17 protein-coding genes are annotated in these 20,398 nt (G+C 36.3%); 7 read left to right on the top strand and 10 right to left on the bottom strand.

Translation table 11 applies throughout. The features are described from left to right. Positions 1-16: 16 nt before the first annotated feature. Positions 17-1,912, bottom strand: a complete 1,896-nt coding sequence (locus tag MSBR3_RS02890; RefSeq protein ID WP_048106328.1) for a DUF2207 domain-containing protein — start codon at positions 1,910-1,912, stop codon at positions 17-19. A gap of 182 nt (positions 1,913-2,094) precedes the next feature. On the opposite strand from MSBR3_RS02890, the gene MSBR3_RS21315 reads away from it, so the two are divergent. Further along, positions 2,095-2,223, top strand: a complete 129-nt coding sequence (locus tag MSBR3_RS21315) for a hypothetical protein (RefSeq protein WP_268989109.1) — start codon at positions 2,095-2,097, stop codon at positions 2,221-2,223. Positions 2,224-2,521: 298 nt separating this feature from the next. Here the strand turns inward: MSBR3_RS21315 and MSBR3_RS02895 are convergent, their stop codons facing one another. Then, complete coding sequence (locus MSBR3_RS02895; protein ID WP_048106329.1) at positions 2,522-3,685, bottom strand: serine/threonine-protein kinase RIO2; 1,164 nt, start codon at positions 3,683-3,685, stop codon at positions 2,522-2,524. 370 nt (positions 3,686-4,055) lie between these two features. On the opposite strand from MSBR3_RS02895, the gene MSBR3_RS02900 reads away from it, so the two are divergent. Then, positions 4,056-4,268: a hypothetical protein gene (locus MSBR3_RS02900; RefSeq protein ID WP_048106331.1), complete on the top strand. Its 213-nt coding sequence runs from the start codon at positions 4,056-4,058 to the stop codon at positions 4,266-4,268. Positions 4,269-4,935: 667 nt separating this feature from the next. Here MSBR3_RS02900 and MSBR3_RS02905 read toward each other — a convergent pair. After that, positions 4,936-5,334, bottom strand: a complete 399-nt coding sequence (locus MSBR3_RS02905; protein ID WP_048106332.1) for a transcriptional regulator protein — start codon at positions 5,332-5,334, stop codon at positions 4,936-4,938. Positions 5,335-5,960: 626 nt separating this feature from the next. Continuing rightward, positions 5,961-6,371 carry a hypothetical protein gene (locus MSBR3_RS02910; protein ID WP_048106333.1) on the bottom strand — a complete coding sequence of 137 codons (411 nt, stop codon included), beginning with the start codon at positions 6,369-6,371 and terminating at the stop codon, positions 5,961-5,963. A 174-nt stretch (positions 6,372-6,545) separates the two neighbouring features. On the opposite strand from MSBR3_RS02910, the gene MSBR3_RS02915 reads away from it, so the two are divergent. Continuing rightward, positions 6,546-6,821, top strand: a complete 276-nt coding sequence (locus MSBR3_RS02915) for a hypothetical protein (protein ID WP_048106334.1) — start codon at positions 6,546-6,548, stop codon at positions 6,819-6,821. 185 nt (positions 6,822-7,006) lie between these two features. Here the strand turns inward: MSBR3_RS02915 and MSBR3_RS02920 are convergent, their stop codons facing one another. Together MSBR3_RS02920 and MSBR3_RS02925 are read right to left on the bottom strand one after the other, a co-directional pair. Beyond that, positions 7,007-7,507 carry a type 1 glutamine amidotransferase domain-containing protein gene (locus tag MSBR3_RS02920; protein WP_048106335.1) on the bottom strand — a complete coding sequence of 167 codons (501 nt, stop codon included), beginning with the start codon at positions 7,505-7,507 and terminating at the stop codon, positions 7,007-7,009. Between the two features lie 324 nt (positions 7,508-7,831). Further along, the gene (locus MSBR3_RS02925) at positions 7,832-9,016 is read right to left on the bottom strand and encodes a trans-sulfuration enzyme family protein (RefSeq protein ID WP_048106337.1); all 1,185 of its coding nucleotides are present in this window, start codon (positions 9,014-9,016) and stop codon (positions 7,832-7,834) included. A 691-nt stretch (positions 9,017-9,707) separates the two neighbouring features. On the opposite strand from MSBR3_RS02925, the gene MSBR3_RS20585 reads away from it, so the two are divergent. Further along, positions 9,708-9,848, top strand: coding sequence for a hypothetical protein (locus tag MSBR3_RS20585; RefSeq protein WP_196296995.1), 141 nt, complete (start codon positions 9,708-9,710; stop codon positions 9,846-9,848). Between the two features lie 459 nt (positions 9,849-10,307). On the opposite strand, the gene MSBR3_RS02930 is transcribed toward MSBR3_RS20585, so the two are convergent. Then, positions 10,308-10,958 (bottom strand): class I SAM-dependent methyltransferase, encoded by a 651-nt coding sequence (locus MSBR3_RS02930; protein ID WP_230627723.1) that lies wholly within the window; start codon positions 10,956-10,958, stop codon positions 10,308-10,310. 775 nt (positions 10,959-11,733) lie between these two features. Between MSBR3_RS02930 and MSBR3_RS19910 the strand changes: the two genes are divergently transcribed. Together MSBR3_RS19910 and pncB are read left to right on the top strand one after the other, a co-directional pair. Beyond that, the gene (locus tag MSBR3_RS19910; protein WP_155396683.1) at positions 11,734-11,907 is read left to right on the top strand and encodes a hypothetical protein; all 174 of its coding nucleotides are present in this window, start codon (positions 11,734-11,736) and stop codon (positions 11,905-11,907) included. 1,052 nt (positions 11,908-12,959) lie between these two features. Beyond that, positions 12,960-14,165, top strand: coding sequence for a nicotinate phosphoribosyltransferase (gene pncB / locus MSBR3_RS02940; RefSeq protein ID WP_048106339.1), 1,206 nt, complete (start codon positions 12,960-12,962; stop codon positions 14,163-14,165). Between the two features lie 302 nt (positions 14,166-14,467). Here pncB and MSBR3_RS19245 read toward each other — a convergent pair whose 3' ends face one another. From MSBR3_RS19245 to MSBR3_RS02960, 3 genes are all read right to left on the bottom strand, one after another. Continuing rightward, the gene (locus MSBR3_RS19245) at positions 14,468-16,873 is read right to left on the bottom strand and encodes a PGF-pre-PGF domain-containing protein (RefSeq protein WP_080942179.1); all 2,406 of its coding nucleotides are present in this window, start codon (positions 16,871-16,873) and stop codon (positions 14,468-14,470) included. A gap of 353 nt (positions 16,874-17,226) precedes the next feature. Continuing rightward, on the bottom strand, positions 17,227-18,594 hold the full coding sequence (locus tag MSBR3_RS02955; RefSeq protein ID WP_052723246.1) for a TolB family protein: 1,368 nt from the start codon (positions 18,592-18,594) through the stop codon (positions 17,227-17,229). Positions 18,595-18,916: 322 nt separating this feature from the next. After that, positions 18,917-19,666 carry a carbonic anhydrase gene (locus tag MSBR3_RS02960; protein ID WP_048106340.1) on the bottom strand — a complete coding sequence of 250 codons (750 nt, stop codon included), beginning with the start codon at positions 19,664-19,666 and terminating at the stop codon, positions 18,917-18,919. Positions 19,667-19,970: 304 nt separating this feature from the next. Here MSBR3_RS02960 and MSBR3_RS02965 point away from each other — a divergent pair, with 304 nt between their 5' ends. Further along, positions 19,971-20,327, top strand: coding sequence for a hypothetical protein (locus MSBR3_RS02965; protein ID WP_052723247.1), 357 nt, complete (start codon positions 19,971-19,973; stop codon positions 20,325-20,327). The last annotated feature ends 71 nt before the right edge of the window (positions 20,328-20,398 follow it).

Genomic DNA, 20,398 nt, shown 5'->3' on the forward strand with positions numbered 1-20,398 from the left:
CCCTTGTTTTCAGCTATTAGCTGCTACCGGTATTATCGTCTTCTCGATTTATATCTCCAGAATAGGATAAAGAGGAAATATTTCCAGAACTATACTCAGATTGGTTATAGTTGGAACTTATGGGATAGAAGTTGCTCTCTCTTAACTGTTCTGACGGAACGATCAGAGACATATTTTGAAGTAATTCTTTTGCAATTCCCAGGGATATAGCATACACCAGATAAGAGTCCCAGGTCTTTATTGATTCAGGAGGAGATTCTTTAAGAGCAGAAAGGTCTGTAAGATATTTTTTGAAATTATCCCATTGCTTGTAGTAAAGACTTCCTTCGGGTGTCCAGCGCCCAAATATTGTTATGAACATACCTGAGCACCTTATCATAACGAACCCGAAAATCCCGATTAAACTGGTCACTACATTTATTTTTGAAGCCAGAGGAAAAGCCTTTGAAGGGAAAAATCCTGAAATCAGAATATAATAAGTAATTGAAGCTATTAGAATAGTTCGGGCAAACCAGTATATATATACATTTCCTGTAAATTGAAAATATTTATCAAATGTAGTGTATACTTGAACTTTTTTATTCCAGGAAGTTAGGAATTTATAGAAATTCTTTTCGCTTTGTAATTCCGTTTCAAGTTTTTTCCAGGAAATTTTTCTTTCGGGAGCATGAGTTTTTAACAGATGAAGTACATCTTTTTCAAAATCTTCCAGCTCGGATAATTTTCCTTCAGCCTCTAAATACATTTCATTGTTAACAAGTTCAACCATAAAATCTCTGAATCCGGATTCTGATGTATGGGACGAGTCCGACTCCGATTTATAGGGTAAGTCTGACTCTGATCTATGGGATGAGTTTAATTCTGAAGTATAGATTGAGCCTATCTCTTCAGGTTTCAAATTTCGCAAAGAGATATAGCCGCGGTTAACAAGGTCCATAATCGTGGCGGTAAATCCGTCTATTGTGGGAGTACCCTTACTTCCCATTACAATAGCATTTACTAATACAGGTTTGGAATTCTCAGGCACTTTTATTTCAAAAGCGTTATCATAAACAATTTTTTGTTCTCTTCCATATCTATAGTATATAAGTAAAGGAAATACAAGAACAAATAGTGCAAACAGAAAAGTCTTCCTATAAAGGCTATTTAAGATCAAGTTTTTCTGTTGGTATACATTTTCAGTAGCTACTATTTTTTCAAGTCCTCTAACCTCATCTACCTTGACAGAACCGAAACCTGAGGATGCAATCCTTGGAAAAACCACTCGGATTTCATACCATTGAGTAGATGGTATTTCTCCTGTCCTTAAACTGATTACATTGTTTTCCATATTTGCTTCCTGTGTATAAGCAACCGGATGAGTCCAGTATCGGATTTCACTTTCGTTTTTCACCGGAAGAATAACATTTCCTTTAAAACTCTTAAGAGGTTTCTCCCATTCGCCTCCCCACAGCTTATAACTTAATTCGGAGACATCCTTGTGAACTTTAACTGCACCATAATAATCGTAAGAAATAAAAAGTGTCACTTTTTCCGGAGTGGAATCTGGAAGCTCGCCTATTAGTCTGTACCCTTCTGAAATCGGTTCAACTTTGAGTTTACATGCTTTGTCCGAACAACGTCCCCTTACATTTCGAATAGATTCTCCAGGCAACGCTTTGAGTTCCCTGTGAATATCAGCATAGTCACCATCAAATGCGTATGAAATCGATTCTTCAACATGGACTACCCCGCTGGCATTAACAGTTATATCTGTCTTAGCTCCTTCCAATGAGTACTTTGCACTGGCTAAAGACACCAGGCATAGAGTAAGCAGCAAAAGGAGAATTATTTTCGATAAAATTGTTTTCAATAGCGCAGAATTAAGACTCACTCCTCTGGCAGCTTCACAAGAAGCATTTAAAAACTCCAATCAAATTTCCCCCAATCCTGTATTATTTCCCGAGAATTATATTATCCAGAATATTATTAATATTTGGGTCTAAACCGACTCTCAGATACTTACATTTTAGAAAGTAGAAGAAAGTAGAAGAAAGTAGAAGAAAGTAAAAGAAAGTAAAAGAAATGAAATAAGTAGAAAAAAAGTAAAAACAAGTGGAAAAAAGTAAAAATAAGTGGAAAAAAGTAAAAATAACTGGAAAAAGTGGAAAAAAGTATAAAGAAGTAAAAATAAGTGAAAACAAGTGGAAGAAAGCAGAAGAAAGTATAAAAGGACAGATATAAGTCAGGATAAGTGCCTTTTATAAAGTGTTTATTCTTTTTACAAGGCACATCGAAATGTAGTTCCACAAACTATAGTCTATTGAATTAATCCAGATAAAAAGATAAAGATTAAGCTTCATTTTATGGCTTTTATCCTGGTCTGCATGAACTTCCTCTGCTCATGTCCGTAAACTAAGAAATGCTGAGATACTACATTTCTCGTAGCCGGAAGTGTCTCTAATCAGATAAAAACAAACCTTCTCACCAGTTTTGAAACTCGCGCTTTCGTTAGAGGCCATTTCATCATGTATGAGTCAATTTACTCTTTATCTGAAGTCCTTTTTTCCGAGGCCGTTTTTTTGAGACTCTGTACTTTTCGATCTTCTGCTTCAGTTTCATCTGATTCGAATTCTTTAGCCTCAAATTCCTCAGCTTCAAATTCCTCAGCTTCAAATTCTTCAGCTTCGAAACTTTCGGTCTCAAATCTTTCGGTTTCAAAGCCTTCTTCCAGGGCTTCTTCAAGCTCCCATTCTTCCACAGTACCTCTTTCAACCCTGCTTTCTGTATTTTCTTTTATATCTTCTGCGCTTTTGCCTGTCTGGCTCTTAATTTCGCGGATTGTTTCATCAAGCTCCCTTTTAACTCCGTACTTTCGGAAAAAATGATTTAAAACGTTTGAAACGTCCCTCTCGAGAATTTCGTCGGCGTGGGGGTGTTCAGGAGTAACATACTGAGGCCAGTCAATTAACTGGACTCCATCTTCGGAAGCAAAAATATTATACTCACTTAGATCGGCGTGGATAATTCCCAGTGAATAGGTAATTTTTACCTGTTTGAGGATCTCATCGAGATACCATTCAGGGTCAATAAGTTTTGTTTTTGAAAGAAGGCTACCTTTTGCAAGTTCCATGACTATTGCATGCCTGTTATGGTCAAAGGGCTTCGGGATTGAGACCTCTGGATACAGGGTGGTCATGATGTCATACTCCCGCTGGGCGGCAAGTCTGGATGCATAGATCCAGGAAAAATGTTCTCTTTCCCCAAGGTGCTCACGCACACGTTTTATTTGCTTGAAACTTGTCCTCCCTTCCCTGTGAAACTTGATCACTACCGGAACAGGTTCGCCAATTGAAAGCTCAGGCGGGAGGATTGCTTCATAAATTACCGATTCTTTCCCTACTCCGACTTCGTCCCCTATTGCACTGATACTTTTTCGCTTGACAAAGGCATTAAGGGCAAGGACATCGTATCCCTCAAAGTAAATCTGAAAACCTTCGTAAGGCTGTGTGATCCTGACAACAAGCTTATTCCTCACAAGTTTTTTCAGTCTGTATTCCAGCTTTTCAAAGGGCAGCCTGGTGTATTTATTCAGTTCTTCCATTGGCACCCATTCAAAATGCTTCATTCCGGTCTCAATACCAGTCAGGATCCTGAAATCCTTTGAGTCAAGATCTTTAAAAACCCTCAGCGCTTCGTCGATCATCTTGATACTAGATATATCCCTCGATATTTAAATAATAGGTATCATACTCCAGTTTCACTGCCAGCGTTATGCCAGTCGAGTGTTCCTCATCAATTTTTCTCCGACTTTCGTATTCTGGAAGGTAAACACCTGTCTAGCATACTTTAAATAGCAGGGCGAGAAGAAGGGTTTCTGCTAATTATTTTGCTCAATAATTGAAACGAAACAAAATAGCAATTTTAGAAGAATATATAAGGAAGTTAATATAAGATATATGAGAAAAATGTGGGATGAGAAAATGTGGGTGACTCTGAGAGAACCCTGATATTAAAAGCATTTATCATTTGTCTAGGAGCTTGAGAAAACTACATAAACTTTTTTCGAAGGGACTATGAATAAAAAAACTGTCTTGGATAAAATAGATGAATTGTCTTTAATTTATGAAAATGGCATTTTATCACATCCCTACTGGTATATTCCACCGAATAAAAGATATTTAATTGCGATCCACGATGAACTATTTCAGGGGAAGTCCGAACTTAAACTAACATTAAATGAGGTCGCAGCCTTGTTATTGACCCATAATTTAATCGAATTGGATTAACTGCAGGAAGAAATTAGTGCTAATAAGAGCTGTAAAAATCAGAATTAAACTGATGCGCACACCAAAGGAATTAGCGATATCTATTTTTGTACTACGACCCAACACATGCTCCACATACCTGATTACGAGCATATATCCGGAAGCTATTTACAATGATAATGACTGTCATCGCCCAGGATACTGACAGGTATTTAAGGGCATCCTGCGTGAAGGTCTTGTTTGTAGAAGTACTAGCTGCACATTAAATACAAGTTATGGGTATTAAAGACAAGATTAAGACATTAAAGACATAAATAAACGTTAAAAAAGGAAACAAGCGTTAAAAAAGGAAATAAGCGTTAAAAAAGGAAACAAGCGTTAAAAAAGGAAACAAGCGTTAAAAAAGGAAATAAACGTTAAAAAATAAACGGATATTAAAGAGAAGAAATAAGCATTAAGAGAAGCGATAAACTGAAAGATAAAGCATAAATGTTACAGACAAGAAATGAACATTAAAGATAACTAGTAAATGTCAAAGATGAAAGATAGACGTTAAAGATAAGAAATAGAAAAGCTAAATGAAGTTACACACATCAAGCTGTCAATATTAAGTGTTTTTTCCACTCCATAATAGTGGATTCCAAAATTGATTATCAACCATTATGGAGCGAACTCTGTTTGAAATCCTTCATTTTGATGGAATAGGAGACACTTGTTTGCTCATCGCTTTTAGTTTTTTGATTGCTGAGATAGTTGCCTGAGATTCTTTATAAACCCTGTCTTCGTAATAACTAATGATCTCGTCGACCGGAACCGCAAGAGAATAGATCTTCATCGGTCGCCCTTTTCCGGGTTTTTTTTCCGAATGTATACTAACCCAGGATTGATTGCACATTAGCCTCATTGCAAGACTGACTTCGGGTTGTCTTAATCCAGTACTTATTTCAATTTCCCGGGATGAAGCTTCGTCTACATTCATAAGATAAGCCACGGTTGTAGCGGCATTTTTTGACATCCCAAGATTATTTAACGCTTTAATAAAAATATAATCATTCTCATCCAACACTTTTACTTCAAAGTCTTTCATAATAACCTCTTAATATTTTGAGTTTATAGATAGTTTATCAACTTAAAAAAATTTTTTATATTACTTTATAAGTAGGTAATAACTTATAAACATTTTCAAAATATATACATTTGCGTGATAAATGATGTATTGACATTTTGAAAATAATAAAAAGCGTTTTTCCTAATCTAATGGTTATTCTGATTATTGTGACACCTGCTCAACCGTTATATAGTAATCAGGCCAGTAATCACGTGAAAAAGCCAGGTTATCACTCTAGCCAGATGGATCCGGTGTACTCAGGAGGAGTCTTTAAAGCAAGAAACTGTTAAAGCAAGAAACTGTTAAAGCAAGGAACTGTTAAGGCAAAGAACTGTTAAAGTAAGGAACTATTAAAGCAAAGAACTGTTAAAGTAAGGAACTGTTAAGGCAAAGAACTGTTAAAGTAAGGAACTGTTAAGGCAAAGAACTGTTAAAGTAAGGAACTATTAAAGCAAGGAACTGCTAAAGCAAGAACAAGTAATTTTTCATTTTCTAGATACCATATTGAAGGGTTCGAAAATAAAGTAAAAAATTATTAAGATGCAAGCCAGTAACATACTGATTATTATATGCTGGTTATAGGAATTTTAAAAAGGTATCCCGGTTTATTTTTTGTCTTTTCTGTTCCATTCTATCAAAGCTTTTTCAATAGATATCAAAGTGAACATAGTAGTATTGAATATCTCATCTGGATGTTGCGGCATCCAACTGATCTCATCGAGAACGTCTTTTGGGAGCCGAACAATGTCGTTCATCTCTTCTCCTATCTTCATGAAATATTCGGTATATCGTGAACCGTATCTACTGTTATCACTTGCAGTGATAGAAATATACTGAGTAAATGACCCATCATTCAATATATCTCTTGAATACCTGTACTGAATTTCTTCAATACAATCCGAATAGTCATTATGCAATCTTCGGACTGTATCTGGAATTGATTCTCCGTCTTTTTGCAAAGCTTTCAGGTCTGAAAATACACTTTTTGAGAGTCGAATAGTTTTATACTGTTTCACGCTACTACATATGTAGTTAAGTATATAAATAGATTAATATACGGTACAGTGTTTCGCTAAAATCTCTTTAATAATTCGTATTTCATTGTTTTTAGCGTTCACCTACTAATTCATTAACATTGCTTACGAATAATAAGATAATAAATAAGTATACAGTTTTATGGTCGATAATTTATGGTTGATAATAACCCTAATAGTCCACACAATAATCCTGAAAAAAGAAAAAATCCTTTTAAGAAAATGCTAGATAATCTGAGAAATTTTGTAAAAAAGGATGGCGAAGATAATAAGCCGTCTTCTTTTGAAGCATTTGAAATTGAAAAAAATCAAGACTCAAACAACCAGAAACCTGAAACGTCTGAAACAAAAAAAGCTAAGAGATCAACGCGTGAAAGAAAAGCTAATAGTAAGGAGCAAAAGCTTCCAAAGAAGTTTAAAAAAGGCTGGTAATTGAAATTATGAAATATTAAAGAAATAAACAATTAAAGAAATAAACAATTAAAGAAACATTAAATAAATATTAAATAAGTAAACAATTAAAGAAATATTAAAGAAATATTTAAGAAGTAAACAATTAAAGAAACATTAAAGAAATAAACAATCAAAGAAAGAGAAAAACAAATAATGCTTCCTGTTTATTTCAGTAGCTTAATCATTTCTCTTCCAAAGGCGTGAAGGTCATCTGGGCTTCTTGATGATACAAAATTTCCATCGATCACAACTTCTTTATCCTCATAAAGCGCTCCTGCGGCTATAATATCATCCCTTATCCCTATCCAGCAGGTTGCTTTCCGGCCTTTTATGACGCCTGCAGAGACAAGAACCTGTGGGCCATGGCAGATTGCAGCAACCGGTTTATTCTCTTTAAAAAAGTGTTTTGCAATCTCAAGTGCACTCTCGTCAAGTCTCATCTTTTCGGGGCCTTTTCCTCCGGATATTACGAGGATATCATAGTCTGCAGGATTTATGTCTTTAAATGCAAGATCTGCATTGATCTCATACCCATGCTTTCCTTTTATTGGTCCCTTCTTTATTGAGGCTACATGTGTTGTAATTCCCTCTTCTTTCAGGCGGTGGTAAGGATAGAAAAGTTCAAGATCTTCAAAACCGTCGGCTCCGAATACAAGTGCTTTCATTTGAAATCCCCCGGGTTTTAGCTTTACGGCTTTAGCCGTGCTTTTTGAATTTATCCAGAGTTAATTTTCTGGATTCAATTTCTAGACTTAGTTTTCTGGATTCAATTTCCAGACTTAATTTTCAGGATTTAATTTCCATACTTAGTTTTCAAGATTTAATTTCCATACTTAATTTTTCCGGATTCACTTTTCCATACATTTCAAAATTGATTTATGAGTACAATTTCGAATACTTGATTTTGCAAATGAATGATTATTCCTACAGCACATATACCTTGTCTGATTTCAAAAATAAAATAGGTAAAGGTGGCTTGTCTGGCAGGCTTAAATTGCTTCAAGGGCCTGTTTAAGATCTGCAATTATGTCTTCAGGATCTTCAATCCCTACCGAAAGCCTGACAAGCCCGTCAGTTATGCCTATACTGTTTCTTACTGCATGAGGGACACATGCATGAGTCATCGATGCAGGATGCTGAATAAGAGTATCCGTAGCTCCAAGGCTCACGGCAAGAGAGCAAAGCTTTACATTGTCCATAAGTCTTTTTCCGGCTTCAACTCCGCCTTTTATTCCAAAACAGAGCATACCGCTAAATCCGCTCATCTGCCTGCGTGCAAGTTCGTACTGAGGATAAGTTGGAAGTCCTGGATACCTGACCCATTCGACTTCGGGCCGGGATTCAAGAAATTCCGCAACCTTCATTGCGTTTTCAGCGTGCCTTTCCATCCGGATATGCAGGGTTTTAAGTCCTCTTATGCAGAGCCAGGCTTCATGCGGGCCCATAATGCCTCCTGTGTATCCGATAACTACGGACATTCGGTCCATAAAGTCTTTATTTCCTGCAACGATTCCACCAAGCAGATCTGCGTGCCCACCTATATATTTTGTACAGCTACTCAGGGAAAGGTCTGCACCAAGCTCAAGAGGCCTCTGGAAGTAAGGAGTTGCAAAAGTGTTGTCCACTACGCATAGTGACCCATTTTCCTTCGATATCCTTGCTATTGCGGAAATATCGCATACAGTAAGCGTAGGATTGGCAGGACTCTCAAGAAAGACCATTTTTGTCTCGGGCTTAAAGGCTCGTTTTACATTTTCGGTTTTAGAGGTATCGACAAAACTGACCTCTATTCCAAGTCCTGGCAAAACCTGTGAAAAGAGGCTATAGGTGCATCCGTATATTACATCCGTTGAGATCAGGTGATCTCCCTGCTTCAGGGCAGTAAGCGCAATTGCAGTTATCGCTGCCATTCCTGAGGCAAAGGTTTGCCCTGCTTCTCCGCCTTCAAGCACAGCAAATTTTTCAGCCAGGACCGCATGTGTGGGAGTGTTTGGAGGAATCCTGGCGTAAATGTACCCTGATTCCTCTCCTGCAAACCTTGCTGCTCCCTGCCTAACATTCTCAAAAATGAATGTTGAAGTCTGGAATATCGGAGTCGTATGCGCTCCGAAAACCGGGTCAGGCTTTTCTGCTGCATGTACACATTTTGTTGCGAACTTCACTTCTCTTTCCATCTCCCCAAACCTCTATCAAAATGAATCTCCGGAATAAGTATTGCTTTTCCGGTAATTATTTGTTTGTCAGGGCTATTATTGTTGTTTTGAAAAAGTTTTGATTAACCTAATTTAAGAAAATATTCGAGAATTGTACATGTTCAGAAATCCAAAAATTAGCATTAAACAAAAGTAATCAGAGAATTCCGACATTTAAAATTGTCTTTTGTTATGTAAATGATCAAGTGAGTTTACTAATTGAAGTAAAACCATATATATTCATTGTCAGCTTTCTAGTGGATTAAAAAGGGAAAATATCTCTTTTGGAATAGGTTTTATTTAAAAGTTTGATTGTCAGTTTGATAAACAGACCTAATCTTGTATCTTATAATCATCTTTATGTCAATCTAGGGATAATTTCGGAAGATTTCAATATATTTAAACGTGAAATTCTAAGTTATACTTATACATATAATGACCTAGTGTTACTGTTTTTCAGCTTAAGTATTTAAGTCCTATTTAGAAAAGAGCTGTAATGAATTTGAAACTTTTTATGTCAAACAATTTTTTGTTTTAATATAATTTTTCATATCATTTATTTAATATAGTTTATGCGATTACTCTATGCTAGAGTTGGGGAATGGATACCATTTCTCAATAAAGGATTTTGCATGGGTTGCTAATCCTTCTTCAAAATTCGAGGGATTTGTTCATGAAGCATCTAAAAACATGTCCTGAATGCCATTCTAGACTGAAACTGCACTCAGATGGCGAGACACAGTACTGTACCATTTGCAAATACTGGACAAAAGTAGGTACTGTAAGACTCGATTCAATCATGATTTACGGATAAGAAATCTACATGAAAGAAATCTGTACCAAAATCCGAGAAAGAGGGGGTTAACTGTGGAACACGAACTAGAAGAAGTCGAGAGAGATTACATAGAATTTAGAAAAGAAATTGGAGAAGAATAAGCATTATATTTTTTTATTATATTGCATATATTACTATTTTTTATAAATCGTTTAAAAATGACCCAGGTTCTGTAAATTCGGTCAGGATTATTAAAAATAATTATACGATTTCTCTATATGTTATAGATACTTCGATGTCTAAATTTAAGGGTTTCTAAAAGCACTTATCGGTTTATTAATACTTGAATGTGGATATGGAATACTTAGATCTGGATATGGGATAGAATTTTCGGGAGAATATATTGTTGGCCAGTTAAGTTTACTTATTATGTCTTTACACTATAGGTAGCATTTTTTCAATTTATCAATATATCTTTTACACTATAGGTGGCATTTTTCACATGGATTTCTGTGCCTTAAATCTTACAGTATAATTCCAGAGATTTCCTTCAACTTTATCCAGGAAAAAACCGGCTTCTTCTCCTAACCTAATAGTAGTAGATTTTAAAGGGTAATCCGGATCAGGTAAAAATTCTGATACTGCAAGAACTCCACCAGGCTTCAGAACCCTTTTCATCTCTTTTAGAGCTCTATTTTGATCCGGGAGTTCCTGAAGAACTGTTACTGTATATACTACATCGAATGAGTTATCATTAAAGGGTAGTTTATGCGCGTCCCCTTCTACAAGCTTGATATTTTTTATATCTCTGTTCTCAGGTCTGGATAGTTTCTTCTTTAATTGCATTAACATTCTTGGTTGAATATCAAGAGCGTATACTTCTCCTTTAATTCCACTAGTCCTTGCAGCGCAGATTGTAAACGCTCCACTTCCGCATCCAACCTCCAGAATATGCATTCCTTCTTTTATTCCGCTTCGCTTTATCAATTTATCCGGAGGCTGCAGTCTTTTTCTAAAATCGCTATCTAAAAGAAATCCCATAGACGCTGGCGGTGAAAATGCATAAAATCTTTTTATAATTCTTACTGCAATTTGCAATAAAACAAAAAAACCTAAAATTTTCAGTAAAATTGTTGTAAATACCCGCATATCTAACCACTTTTAGAATATTTGTAGTTATTAACTCCTTTAGTTTTTGAAATATATTCTTACAAACAGAGACATTCTCAAAAAGGCATTGAAGATTATGGAATCATTCGTTATGGAATCTAAAAGTAATTCCATGTTTGATGTAGTGCAGCAAGGTTATTGGACATACTTCATAAATTGTTTAGTATCATTAATATAAATTATTTATTATTAATATAATAGTTTTATCTGCGACATAGATTCTCGAATGTAACTAAAAAATAGTAAATTTGGCTATTCTAAATTTTGTTTAGTTTGTTAAATTAACCGTTTAATTCTAAATAAAAGATAGCTATTAAATTTGAAAAATTATTTTTACTTCTATTTACCTGATTTTACTTCTATTTAGGCAGTGTGCCAGTTTTTCTGTAAAATCGCAAATTCCAAGAAGCTATTGAGTAGAAGATTCCCTATCATAAGGTATATTTTCTCCATAGTACTCAAAAACTTGACTTCAAATTTACAGCAAATTAGCTACACTGCCTCTATTTACCTGAAAGATACAAGTTATTAATAGTTTAAATTAATAATTGATATGAAAGGCTTTTATATTTTGTTACGATATGCTTATATTGTGGGGAAAATAATATGAGGCTGCTAAGTGATTTTTTCAACTTTCTTGAGGTTCTGTCAAGTCTATGGAAACTAAAGAACTTCTCAATTACATTTGAACCTATAAAATAACTAGCCCTCATATTTGAAAGTACAGTAAATTGTATAAAGAGGTGAGATCTTAATGAGTCACCAATCTCCTCCAAAAAAGAGAGGTCAGAAGCCAAAATTCGATCACGAAAAAATCGAAGAACTCCTTAAAGCAGGTGAGAAACCCTTTAAAATTATGCTTCTGTTGGGTTGTTCTTATGGGGTTTTACGATACGTACGAAAGAAAATGGGACGAAAAAAAGTGTAACTTTAAAAGATATTCATTTGTATTCAGTCAATATACGATCTGGAAGAAATTTGTTGCTTTTAATGCATTTCTCTTAACCAATTACTATTAAATTTATTGAGTCATTGAGGGTAAAAATATGACTAAAAGACTATTTGCAATTACTTGTACCTTCTTATTCATAATAAGTCATATTTTCAGGCGATGGAAACACATGCAAAAATCTGTTGTCTGGAGAGGATTTTTAAGCGAGTCTATGTGGGTAGAGGACTATGGAAATCTATCACCTTTCAAAAAGTTAGTTTTTTGGGTGAATTATCCTTTCTCTTATGCTAAATTTTTATGGGTTGTTGTATGGGATCGTATTGATAGATTATGCTGTAGGGACTCAAAAGCAAAGTATACTAAAACAAGGATGGAGTACGGAAATTTCTGTAAAACACAATAATATGAAAAGTTATCATTTATGTTGTAAAGACTACTATTTTCCTTATTTTGTCTATTATTTATATGTAGAGATGATCTCAAAACTCGAAAGTACTTCTCTAAGTCCCGGACTCCAAATAATTAATCAATTACCTCTCTGAATCTCAGACTCCGAATAATCAATCAATGTCCTTATCATGAAAACAGTTTTAAGACAAAACAAAATAAGTTAAATATTTTTTGAAAAAATTGAAGATATTTAGGCATTATTTCGTCAGGTATTAAATAAGTTTTCTAATTTATTTATATTCGAGCTTACGGAGAAGAGTTAGGTTGGGTTAAAATAACTTTTTAGCGTTTCATAAGTTGATTTTGTGTCTTCTCAAATAACTGTCCTCTCAAATAACTGTCCTCTCAAATAAGTATGTAAAAATCTAAACTTTTAGGCTAAAACATACAAGTTTTAAAAGTTAATGACTTTATTTTTTGATATAATTAATAAAGCAAACTTGATTATATCCCTGAGATTTACACCCAGGTGTCAGAAATTTTAAAAATAAAACGACTATATATCTGGAGCAAAAGGTGTGATTGAATAAAAAGGTATTTGCTTTAGAAGCATTTAAAACGATACAGGAAGACCTTCAGTGATAAAATCCATACTTGACAACGACCTTTACAAATTCACAATGCAACTTGCAGTGCTTGAACTTTTTCCTAAAGCTGAGGCCGAGTACAGGTTTACTAATCGGGGTACCCAGCGCTTTTCGACAGAATTTGTAGAGCAATTGGAGAAGATAATAAGCGACGAGATCTCGAAGTTAGCATTAACAGAAGAAGAATACAACTGGCTTTCAGAGAACTGCCCTTACATGAAACCCATGTACCTTGAATACCTCAGGAACTTCCGTTTCAAACCAGGTGAGGTAAAAGTCTGCCTTACCGAAGAAAAAAATCTGGATATTCGGATAAAAGGACCCTGGCACAGCACAATCCTCTGGGAGATTGTACTTATGGCTGCGGTTTCTGAACTCTATTTCGCAACTATTGAAAAAAAGTGGAACGAAAATTCCCAGAAAGGCTGTGCTTCCAGATCAGTACTGGATGCTTATGAAAATAAGATTCTTGAGATTGGAAAAGCCCTTGAGGAAAACGACTGCTTTTTTTCGGAATTTGGAACCCGCAGGCGAAGAAGTTCCGAACTTCATGACCATGTGATGAAAGCTCTGACCGGGATAAAAACCCTGACAGGAACAAGTAATGTGTATTTTGCAAAAAAATACGGCTTGAAACCCATCGGAACCGTAGGGCATGAATGGATTATGGGTACCTCAGCGCTTGTAGGGTTAAGGTATGCAAACCGTTTCGCTTTTGAAAACTGGGTGGAGGTTTATAACGGGGATCTGGGAATTGCCCTTACGGATACTTTCGGCTCAAAAGCCTTTTTTAAGGATATGGATCTGAAGTTATCAAAAATTTATGATGGGTTCAGGCACGACAGCGGAGATCCGTACGATTTTGTGGACGCTGTGATAGAGCATTACCAAAAAATGGGTATAGATCCCATGAAAAAGTTAATTGTTTTCAGTGATGCTCTTAATGCAGACACTGCAATCCAGCTTAAAAAGTACTGTGAAGGTAAAATCAACTGTAGTTTCGGAATAGGTACAAGTCTTACCAATAACTCCGATTTCTTCAGGGAAAGTCCTCCTCTTAATATGGTCATAAAGCTGCACAGCATTGACGGCATTCCTGTTGTAAAACTGAGCGATTCCCCGGAAAAAGAGACCGGAGAAAGAGACGCTATAAGGGTTGCAAATTATATTTTCGGAAGAAAAGGACTTGATGACTAATTAAAACGGAAAGCAAAGAGTAATAGCTTGGCTGAGCGGATCAAAAAGATTCCGCCCATCCTCCAAAACGGGTTTAGGATATCTAAACGGAAAAAATAGCTAATAAACTACTTAAGCTAAGTAAAAAGTAGACCACTTGATAAGTAAAAATAGACAACTTGAACGAAATAAAAAGGATACGTCCGTCCTCCCGAGACGGGACTCGGACGAGGCTATATTCGAGTGCCAAAGCATAACTCCGACCAAAGATAACCTATCTAAAGATCTAAAGATAATCTGGCTAAAGATCAGGCGAAGAAGTATTAAGCTCGCTTTTTTGCCCCCAAATAAATTAGTAGCGCTAGAAGTGGTAAGAAGATTACTATAACACTCTTAATTTTGCCACCAGATTCCTGTTTTTTTCCATTTTCGCCTTTTCCATTATCTGCTTCAACGCTCAAAGGCTCATTATCCTTGTTTTCGTATATTGAGCTATTCCTATAGGTTTCCTTAAGGCTATTCGTATCCTCAGGGTCTTTTTGCTCAATCTTCATCTCTTCAGACGTATTTTCTTCTCTGGTGTAAGCGGTTATCACAAACGATGAAAAGCCCGGAGTTTTGGCCTCAAAATAGGAGTATTGGTCATCTTCACTTATTTTCTTAACTTCAAGTTTGTTCCAGGAGGTATGGTTATATCGCCACATGCATATTTCGGATTTTTCGTCAATGTTTTCGCTAATCCAGGGTTTTTCTACTTTGAATCCTATACTTACATTCTCAATATTTTCTGACAGGGGAGTTCCTGCATTTCCGACCTGAATATTCACGTTTTTGTATACTTTACCTAGAGGAAGTTGGGGAACCTGGGCAGATTTCTCTTTAAGCGTTTCGATGGTTGCAGCTGTTCTTTTAAAAGTTTTCTTCGGATCGAATTCAAGGTTCATTATACAGGTTGCACTCATAGGAAAATCAAACTTAACATGCGAACCACTACTGATGTATCTTGACGCCGTTTCTTTGGCATCGATGTTTCTGGAAGGTTCAAGACTTGTGATTATCCCTCCTCCACTATGTCCGCCTGAAGAAGAAACGCTTGATGGGTTCTCTGTATAAATCCCTTTATTAACCGAATCCCCGTTTACTGTAACAGCCATGTCATCGGGTTTCTTCCAGCTTGAGATTTCAGAAAACTGGATTATGTAGTTTCCAGCAGTAAGATTGTTTATTGTATAATTGCTATGATGCCATTCCGTATCAGGTCCGGCAGTAATCTTCCATTTTGCTTCGGTTTCAACAGCTTGAGGTTCAATAATAACTTTCAGGGAAGATTTCGATACGTTAATAGAGTAATTGTAAACATTGAATCCCTCCTGGTCAATATCTTCGGAAATTAGAGGATCCCTTTCATAAGTTCCTGTAAGGTCGTTTTTGAGGGAGGCCCGTATAAGAAATATAATTTTCTCTGCTCCGCTATTAGGCTTCACCGTAATATTAAGAGTTTCTTCCTGTTGCGTATTCCACTGGTATTGTAGCAATTCAACCGATGGGTATTGTACCGAGATTTCTCCGGTTTTCCCCTGTATCAGATCACCTACTGCATATGTTTTAACGTTGCCGCCTGTGCCTTGCACTTTTTCAATTCTCTCACCATTTGGGAAGGAAACTGAAATATAGCCTTCACTTGCATTTTTGCCTTCATTTTTTAAGGTTACTGAAATATTTGCAACCTCTTTTTCAGAAATTGTACTAAGGGGTTCGATTTCAACATTTGTGATTTTTGGAGACGGAACAATATCAGCTGAAGACACGAATTCTATTAAGGCAATATCTGAGCTATTACCCGAACTGTGTCCTGTAAACACTATTTTTGATCCATCAGGACTCCATTTCGGGTAAGCATCAAGTATTCCAAGATTTTCCGTAAGCTTGACCCTGTAATTTCCCTGTATGTCTCTTAGCCAGAGTTCGGGGCTTCCTCCTTCATCCGAGACATATACAATCTGTTTTCCGTCAGGACTGAAGGCAGGATCCCACTCGCCATAAGGTGTATCAGTAAGCTGGGTCTGGTTGGTGCCATACCACTCTATTGTCCATAGATCTGGTTTCTCTTTTGAGTTGTTGGCGCTATATATTACCCTCAGTCCAAGTGGATACCAGTCTTTTCCTGTCCCAATATTTTCTGAGGTTCCTAGCCTGGTCTTATTACTTCCATCCCTATCAACTATCCAGAGCTGAGAAGGAGAGCCTGGTAATTCCTCAGTATGGATTATTTTTAGTCCAAGACGGCACCAGGCACCCCAGCCTTCGAACTTTTGAGGGTCATTTGTTATAGGGGTTGCGATTCCACTGTTCATATCTATTCTGTATAAATCGGACTGAGAGCCTTCCGATTTTGTTACGATCAGTTCTGTCCCGTTAGGGTTCAGATCGTTAAAACTTGTAAGATTGCCCTCCCCTATTCCTGTTCTCACGACTTCGCTCCCATCTGCCTTCATCCTGTACGAACTGAGAGCTCCAGATTCATTATCTTTAACCGTATACAAAATATAGTTACCATCTGCAGTCCACACAGGAAATAGTTCCAGTTCAGGACTGTTGGTAAGAAACTTTATAGTTTTTACAGTAGTGTTTTCAGAAATATTTACTCCATACCCTTCAGCTGCTTCTACAGGCATAGAGAAAATTCCAACAATTAATATTAAGCACACACATTTTAAATTACAGCTCATAAGTTCTCACCGTTAACATATTAAATTAATAATACATGTATGTCTTAAGATAAATAATCTGTGGAAGTTCAACTCAGAGAGCCTGTTCCAAATCAATTGACTAAAAACGAATAACCGAACAAAAGAGAGTAAAAACGGATGAAAACTGAAGAAAAAGAAAAAATAAATAAAAATGAAAATTCGAAAGTTACGTAATCGGTTATTTCGATTTTTTAATGTTACCTGCACAACGAATTTTATTCCTTCATTTTCATTATACAACGTTGATAGCTGGAAGCATTGACAGATTCTCCTTCAAGGCTTCACGAACAAAAATCAACTTCGTTAGCCAGTAATTGTTGAAAGATAGGACGTCAAAGGTACTGGTTCAAGCTGTATAGAGCAATGTCTGAGCCGCTGTTTGTGGAATTAGTCGAGCCAGTCTCAAAAGTAGAATATGGAGTAGAATATGGACCGTTTATCATAGAATTATTAACTGTAACAGAGCTATTTACTACCGAATTATTTGTCATTAAGTTATTTACTATCGAGTTGTTTATTACAGAGTTATTTACTACCGAACCACCTATTGTCTCTGAATTATTTACTATTGAAGAGTTATCTTCTAATGTGGTGTTACCTGTAATTTCAGAGTTATTGTCAATTATTAAGTTAGAAATATTGAGTAAAGCAATATCCGAACTATTTACTGTAGAATTGTTCGAAACGTTCTGTGGATTATGCGCTACAAAAACTATTTTTGACCCATCAGGACTCCATTTCGGACTCGAATCAATTATTCCGATATCGTTTGTAAGCCTGGTCTTATTGTTTCCTTTGGTATCCCGAAGCCAGATTTCAGGCCTTCCTCTTTCATCGGATACGTACACTATTCTTTTCCCATCCGGGCTATATGAGGGGTTCCATTCCCCATATGGGGTATCGGTAAGTTGAGTCTGGTTTGTACCATACCATTCTATTGTCCAGAGGTCTGGTTTATTTTTTGAATTATTAGCACTGTATATTATCTTCAGGCCAAGAGGACACCAATCTTTTCCAATTCCTACGTTTTCTGAGGTACCGAGCCTGATCTTATCGCTTCCATCCCAATTAACTATCCAGAGCTGAGAAGGTTCGTCTCCGGACTTCTGGGTGTATACGATTTTTTTCCCGAGGCGGCACCACACGCCCCAACCTTCGGATTTGTCAGGACTATCCGTAACAGGTGTTATGCTTCCGTTTTCCAGGCTCACAAGATAAAGATCTGTTTGGGAACCGTTTGATTTTGTTAAAATCAGTTCTGTTCCATTAAGATTTATATCACTAAAACCTGTAAGGTTTCCTTCACCAATGCCTGTTCGCTCGATTTCGCTTCCGTTTGCTTTCATTTTATACGATTCGAAACCATCGGATCCATCCCTGTGAACCGTATACAGGATGTAATTTCCATCCGCAGTCCATACAGGAAACAATTCTGATTCGGGAGTATCAGTGAGAAAAGTAATGTTTTCTACAGCGTTATCAGCATAAGTTTCTTCTTCATAACCTTCGACTTCTCCGGAGACATAAGTCCGGTTTGAATCGGAATAATAGTAGTTCTGTGAGGCATTCTGGGTTCCATTCCATTCCAATACTTCCGTAAAATTGCCGTAGTCAGATACTACGCCCGGTTCTGCTCCTGCAGGTAACGTAAGAAGTACGAACGCTAAGAATAAAGAAAAGTATCTGTACGCGATTCTCATAATTTATCACCGTTAACTTAAAAAAATTAGCATTAGGGATATAAATAATTATTTATTAAATTAATTTGGAATATTGGTTTATTAAAAATTAAAATAATCAACTAATAATTATATTTATTTATTGAAAACGGGGTATATATATGCGGATAAAAACCCTTATTTTTATTAACAATGGACGAAATTTTAAAATAAAATAAAATTTTTGCCCGGAAAAGATAAATACTTAGTTCCAGGACAAAATTTGAAGTCAAATAAGTTTCTGGTTTTAACCAATCGAATTTCTTTTTTGAATCAATTCTCTAATGTGCAAGTTCAATCTTAATTATGAGGCTTTATTATATCCTTCGGCCAGGTGGACGTTTACATATACTACAGCTTCATTAGTATGTTTGTATGCATAATCATCAGTAATTTCCGGCAATTTATCCGCTTCGTCCTGGGAAGTAACAACCATGCCTGCTGGAATATACCTTCCATCAGGAACAGTTACGCCAATTGCTGCCGATGTGGGCTCAAGTACGCAGTTGTTTCCTATCTTTGACTTAAAAACGAAAGCCTGCATACCAATGAAAGTATCGTCACCTACAGAAGCCGGGCCATGAACCTGAGACTGGTGGGCAAGTGAAACATTTTCTCCTACATAGACTGCATATTTTTTACCATCAACTTCAACAAGGTTCTTTTCTACAGGCTTGCCTTCCTCATCAAGTGTCTCAAGGGCGTGAAGTACAACACAGTCCTGGATATTACTCCTGTTTCCTACGAAAATAGGCATTCCTTCGTCGCTCCTAACAGATGCCATGGGGGAAACCATAACACTAGCACCTATTCTTACATTTCCTATGACCGAAGCCTGGGGATCAATATAGGCGGTGGAATCAATAACAGGGGCTGTAGGTACAGGATTCCATGGTGTTACCGGATTTTCCCTGATATTCGAAAACTCGCTTTCGGTTATTTCCTGTGTGACATTGTCCTTTGCTCCTTCACCCTCGGAGATACATCCGCTCCCTAAAAGGGCCAATGAAAGAGATAGAATAAGTATTGTAACAATCTGCTTGTTAAATCTCATAAAGGTCCTCCATTGACAGTAGGAAGATTATGAAATATATAGACATTTCTATTTTTATTTGAAAAAAGTTAAAAAAATAAATATAGGGAGATTTTATTTTAAAAAAGCTTCCGTAACAAGGCTTTGCAATCATAGATTCTTTTAAGATTTTGTTCAACAAAAATGACAATATATTGAGCCTATCCCAAAACCAATATAATGCCAGAATAGGAGTTATAATATTGGCGGTAATAGTAGATTAGATAGTGTTTTGGGATAGGCTCATTCAAAAAAGTCTTATATTTATGGTAGATGGAACATATTTATGGAGTCTGTACTTCATATTTCCTGGGAATCCATACTGGCAGACCTGCCCGTATTTATGGTAATTACAATATGGAATCTGTTTGTGATTCTGTTTCTTTCAAAAAAAGTATATCAAATTTATCTACAAAAGGACAGATCGATTAGTTCTTCGATGTACTTTTCAAGAAAAGTAATTCACTTTCTGGCCGGTGGATTGACAGCAATGCTTCTCCCTTTTGTCGCTCATAAGCCTATTATACCAGCAGCTACTGTTTTTGGGTTTGCTCTTATAACCTACCTGCCGCATAAACTCAACAGGAGAATGTACTGGTTCCACAATCAAATCCGCATTTTTCTTTCAAAATATAGCTTTTAAATATACCCTTAACCTTAGAGTAACCTGCCAAACCGCAAGGTAACCGAACTTACATATTATTTGGAACAACA

The organism is Methanosarcina barkeri 3 (assembly GCF_000970305.1).
Classification (GTDB): domain Archaea; phylum Halobacteriota; class Methanosarcinia; order Methanosarcinales; family Methanosarcinaceae; genus Methanosarcina; species Methanosarcina barkeri_A.

Excerpts from the sequence above, each read along its gene's own strand:
- MSBR3_RS02895 (WP_048106329.1), bottom strand. The coding sequence starts at position 3,685 with ATGATCGACGAAGCGCTGAGGGTTTTTAAAGATCTTGACTCAAAGGAT.
- MSBR3_RS02900 (WP_048106331.1), top strand. The coding sequence starts at position 4,056 with ATGAATAAAAAAACTGTCTTGGATAAAATAGATGAATTGTCTTTAATT.
- MSBR3_RS02905 (WP_048106332.1), bottom strand. The coding sequence starts at position 5,334 with ATGAAAGACTTTGAAGTAAAAGTGTTGGATGAGAATGATTATATTTTT.
- MSBR3_RS02915 (WP_048106334.1), top strand. The coding sequence starts at position 6,546 with ATGGTTGATAATAACCCTAATAGTCCACACAATAATCCTGAAAAAAGA.
- MSBR3_RS02920 (WP_048106335.1), bottom strand. The coding sequence starts at position 7,507 with ATGAAAGCACTTGTATTCGGAGCCGACGGTTTTGAAGATCTTGAACTT.
- MSBR3_RS02925 (WP_048106337.1), bottom strand. The coding sequence starts at position 9,016 with ATGGAAAGAGAAGTGAAGTTCGCAACAAAATGTGTACATGCAGCAGAA.
- MSBR3_RS20585 (WP_196296995.1), top strand. The coding sequence starts at position 9,708 with ATGAAGCATCTAAAAACATGTCCTGAATGCCATTCTAGACTGAAACTG.
- MSBR3_RS02930 (WP_230627723.1), bottom strand. The coding sequence starts at position 10,958 with ATGCGGGTATTTACAACAATTTTACTGAAAATTTTAGGTTTTTTTGTT.
- MSBR3_RS19910 (WP_155396683.1), top strand. The coding sequence starts at position 11,734 with ATGAGTCACCAATCTCCTCCAAAAAAGAGAGGTCAGAAGCCAAAATTC.
- MSBR3_RS19245 (WP_080942179.1), bottom strand. The coding sequence starts at position 16,873 with ATGAGCTGTAATTTAAAATGTGTGTGCTTAATATTAATTGTTGGAATT.
- MSBR3_RS02955 (WP_052723246.1), bottom strand. The coding sequence starts at position 18,594 with ATGAGAATCGCGTACAGATACTTTTCTTTATTCTTAGCGTTCGTACTT.
- MSBR3_RS02960 (WP_048106340.1), bottom strand. The coding sequence starts at position 19,666 with ATGAGATTTAACAAGCAGATTGTTACAATACTTATTCTATCTCTTTCA.
- MSBR3_RS02965 (WP_052723247.1), top strand. The coding sequence starts at position 19,971 with ATGGAGTCTGTACTTCATATTTCCTGGGAATCCATACTGGCAGACCTG.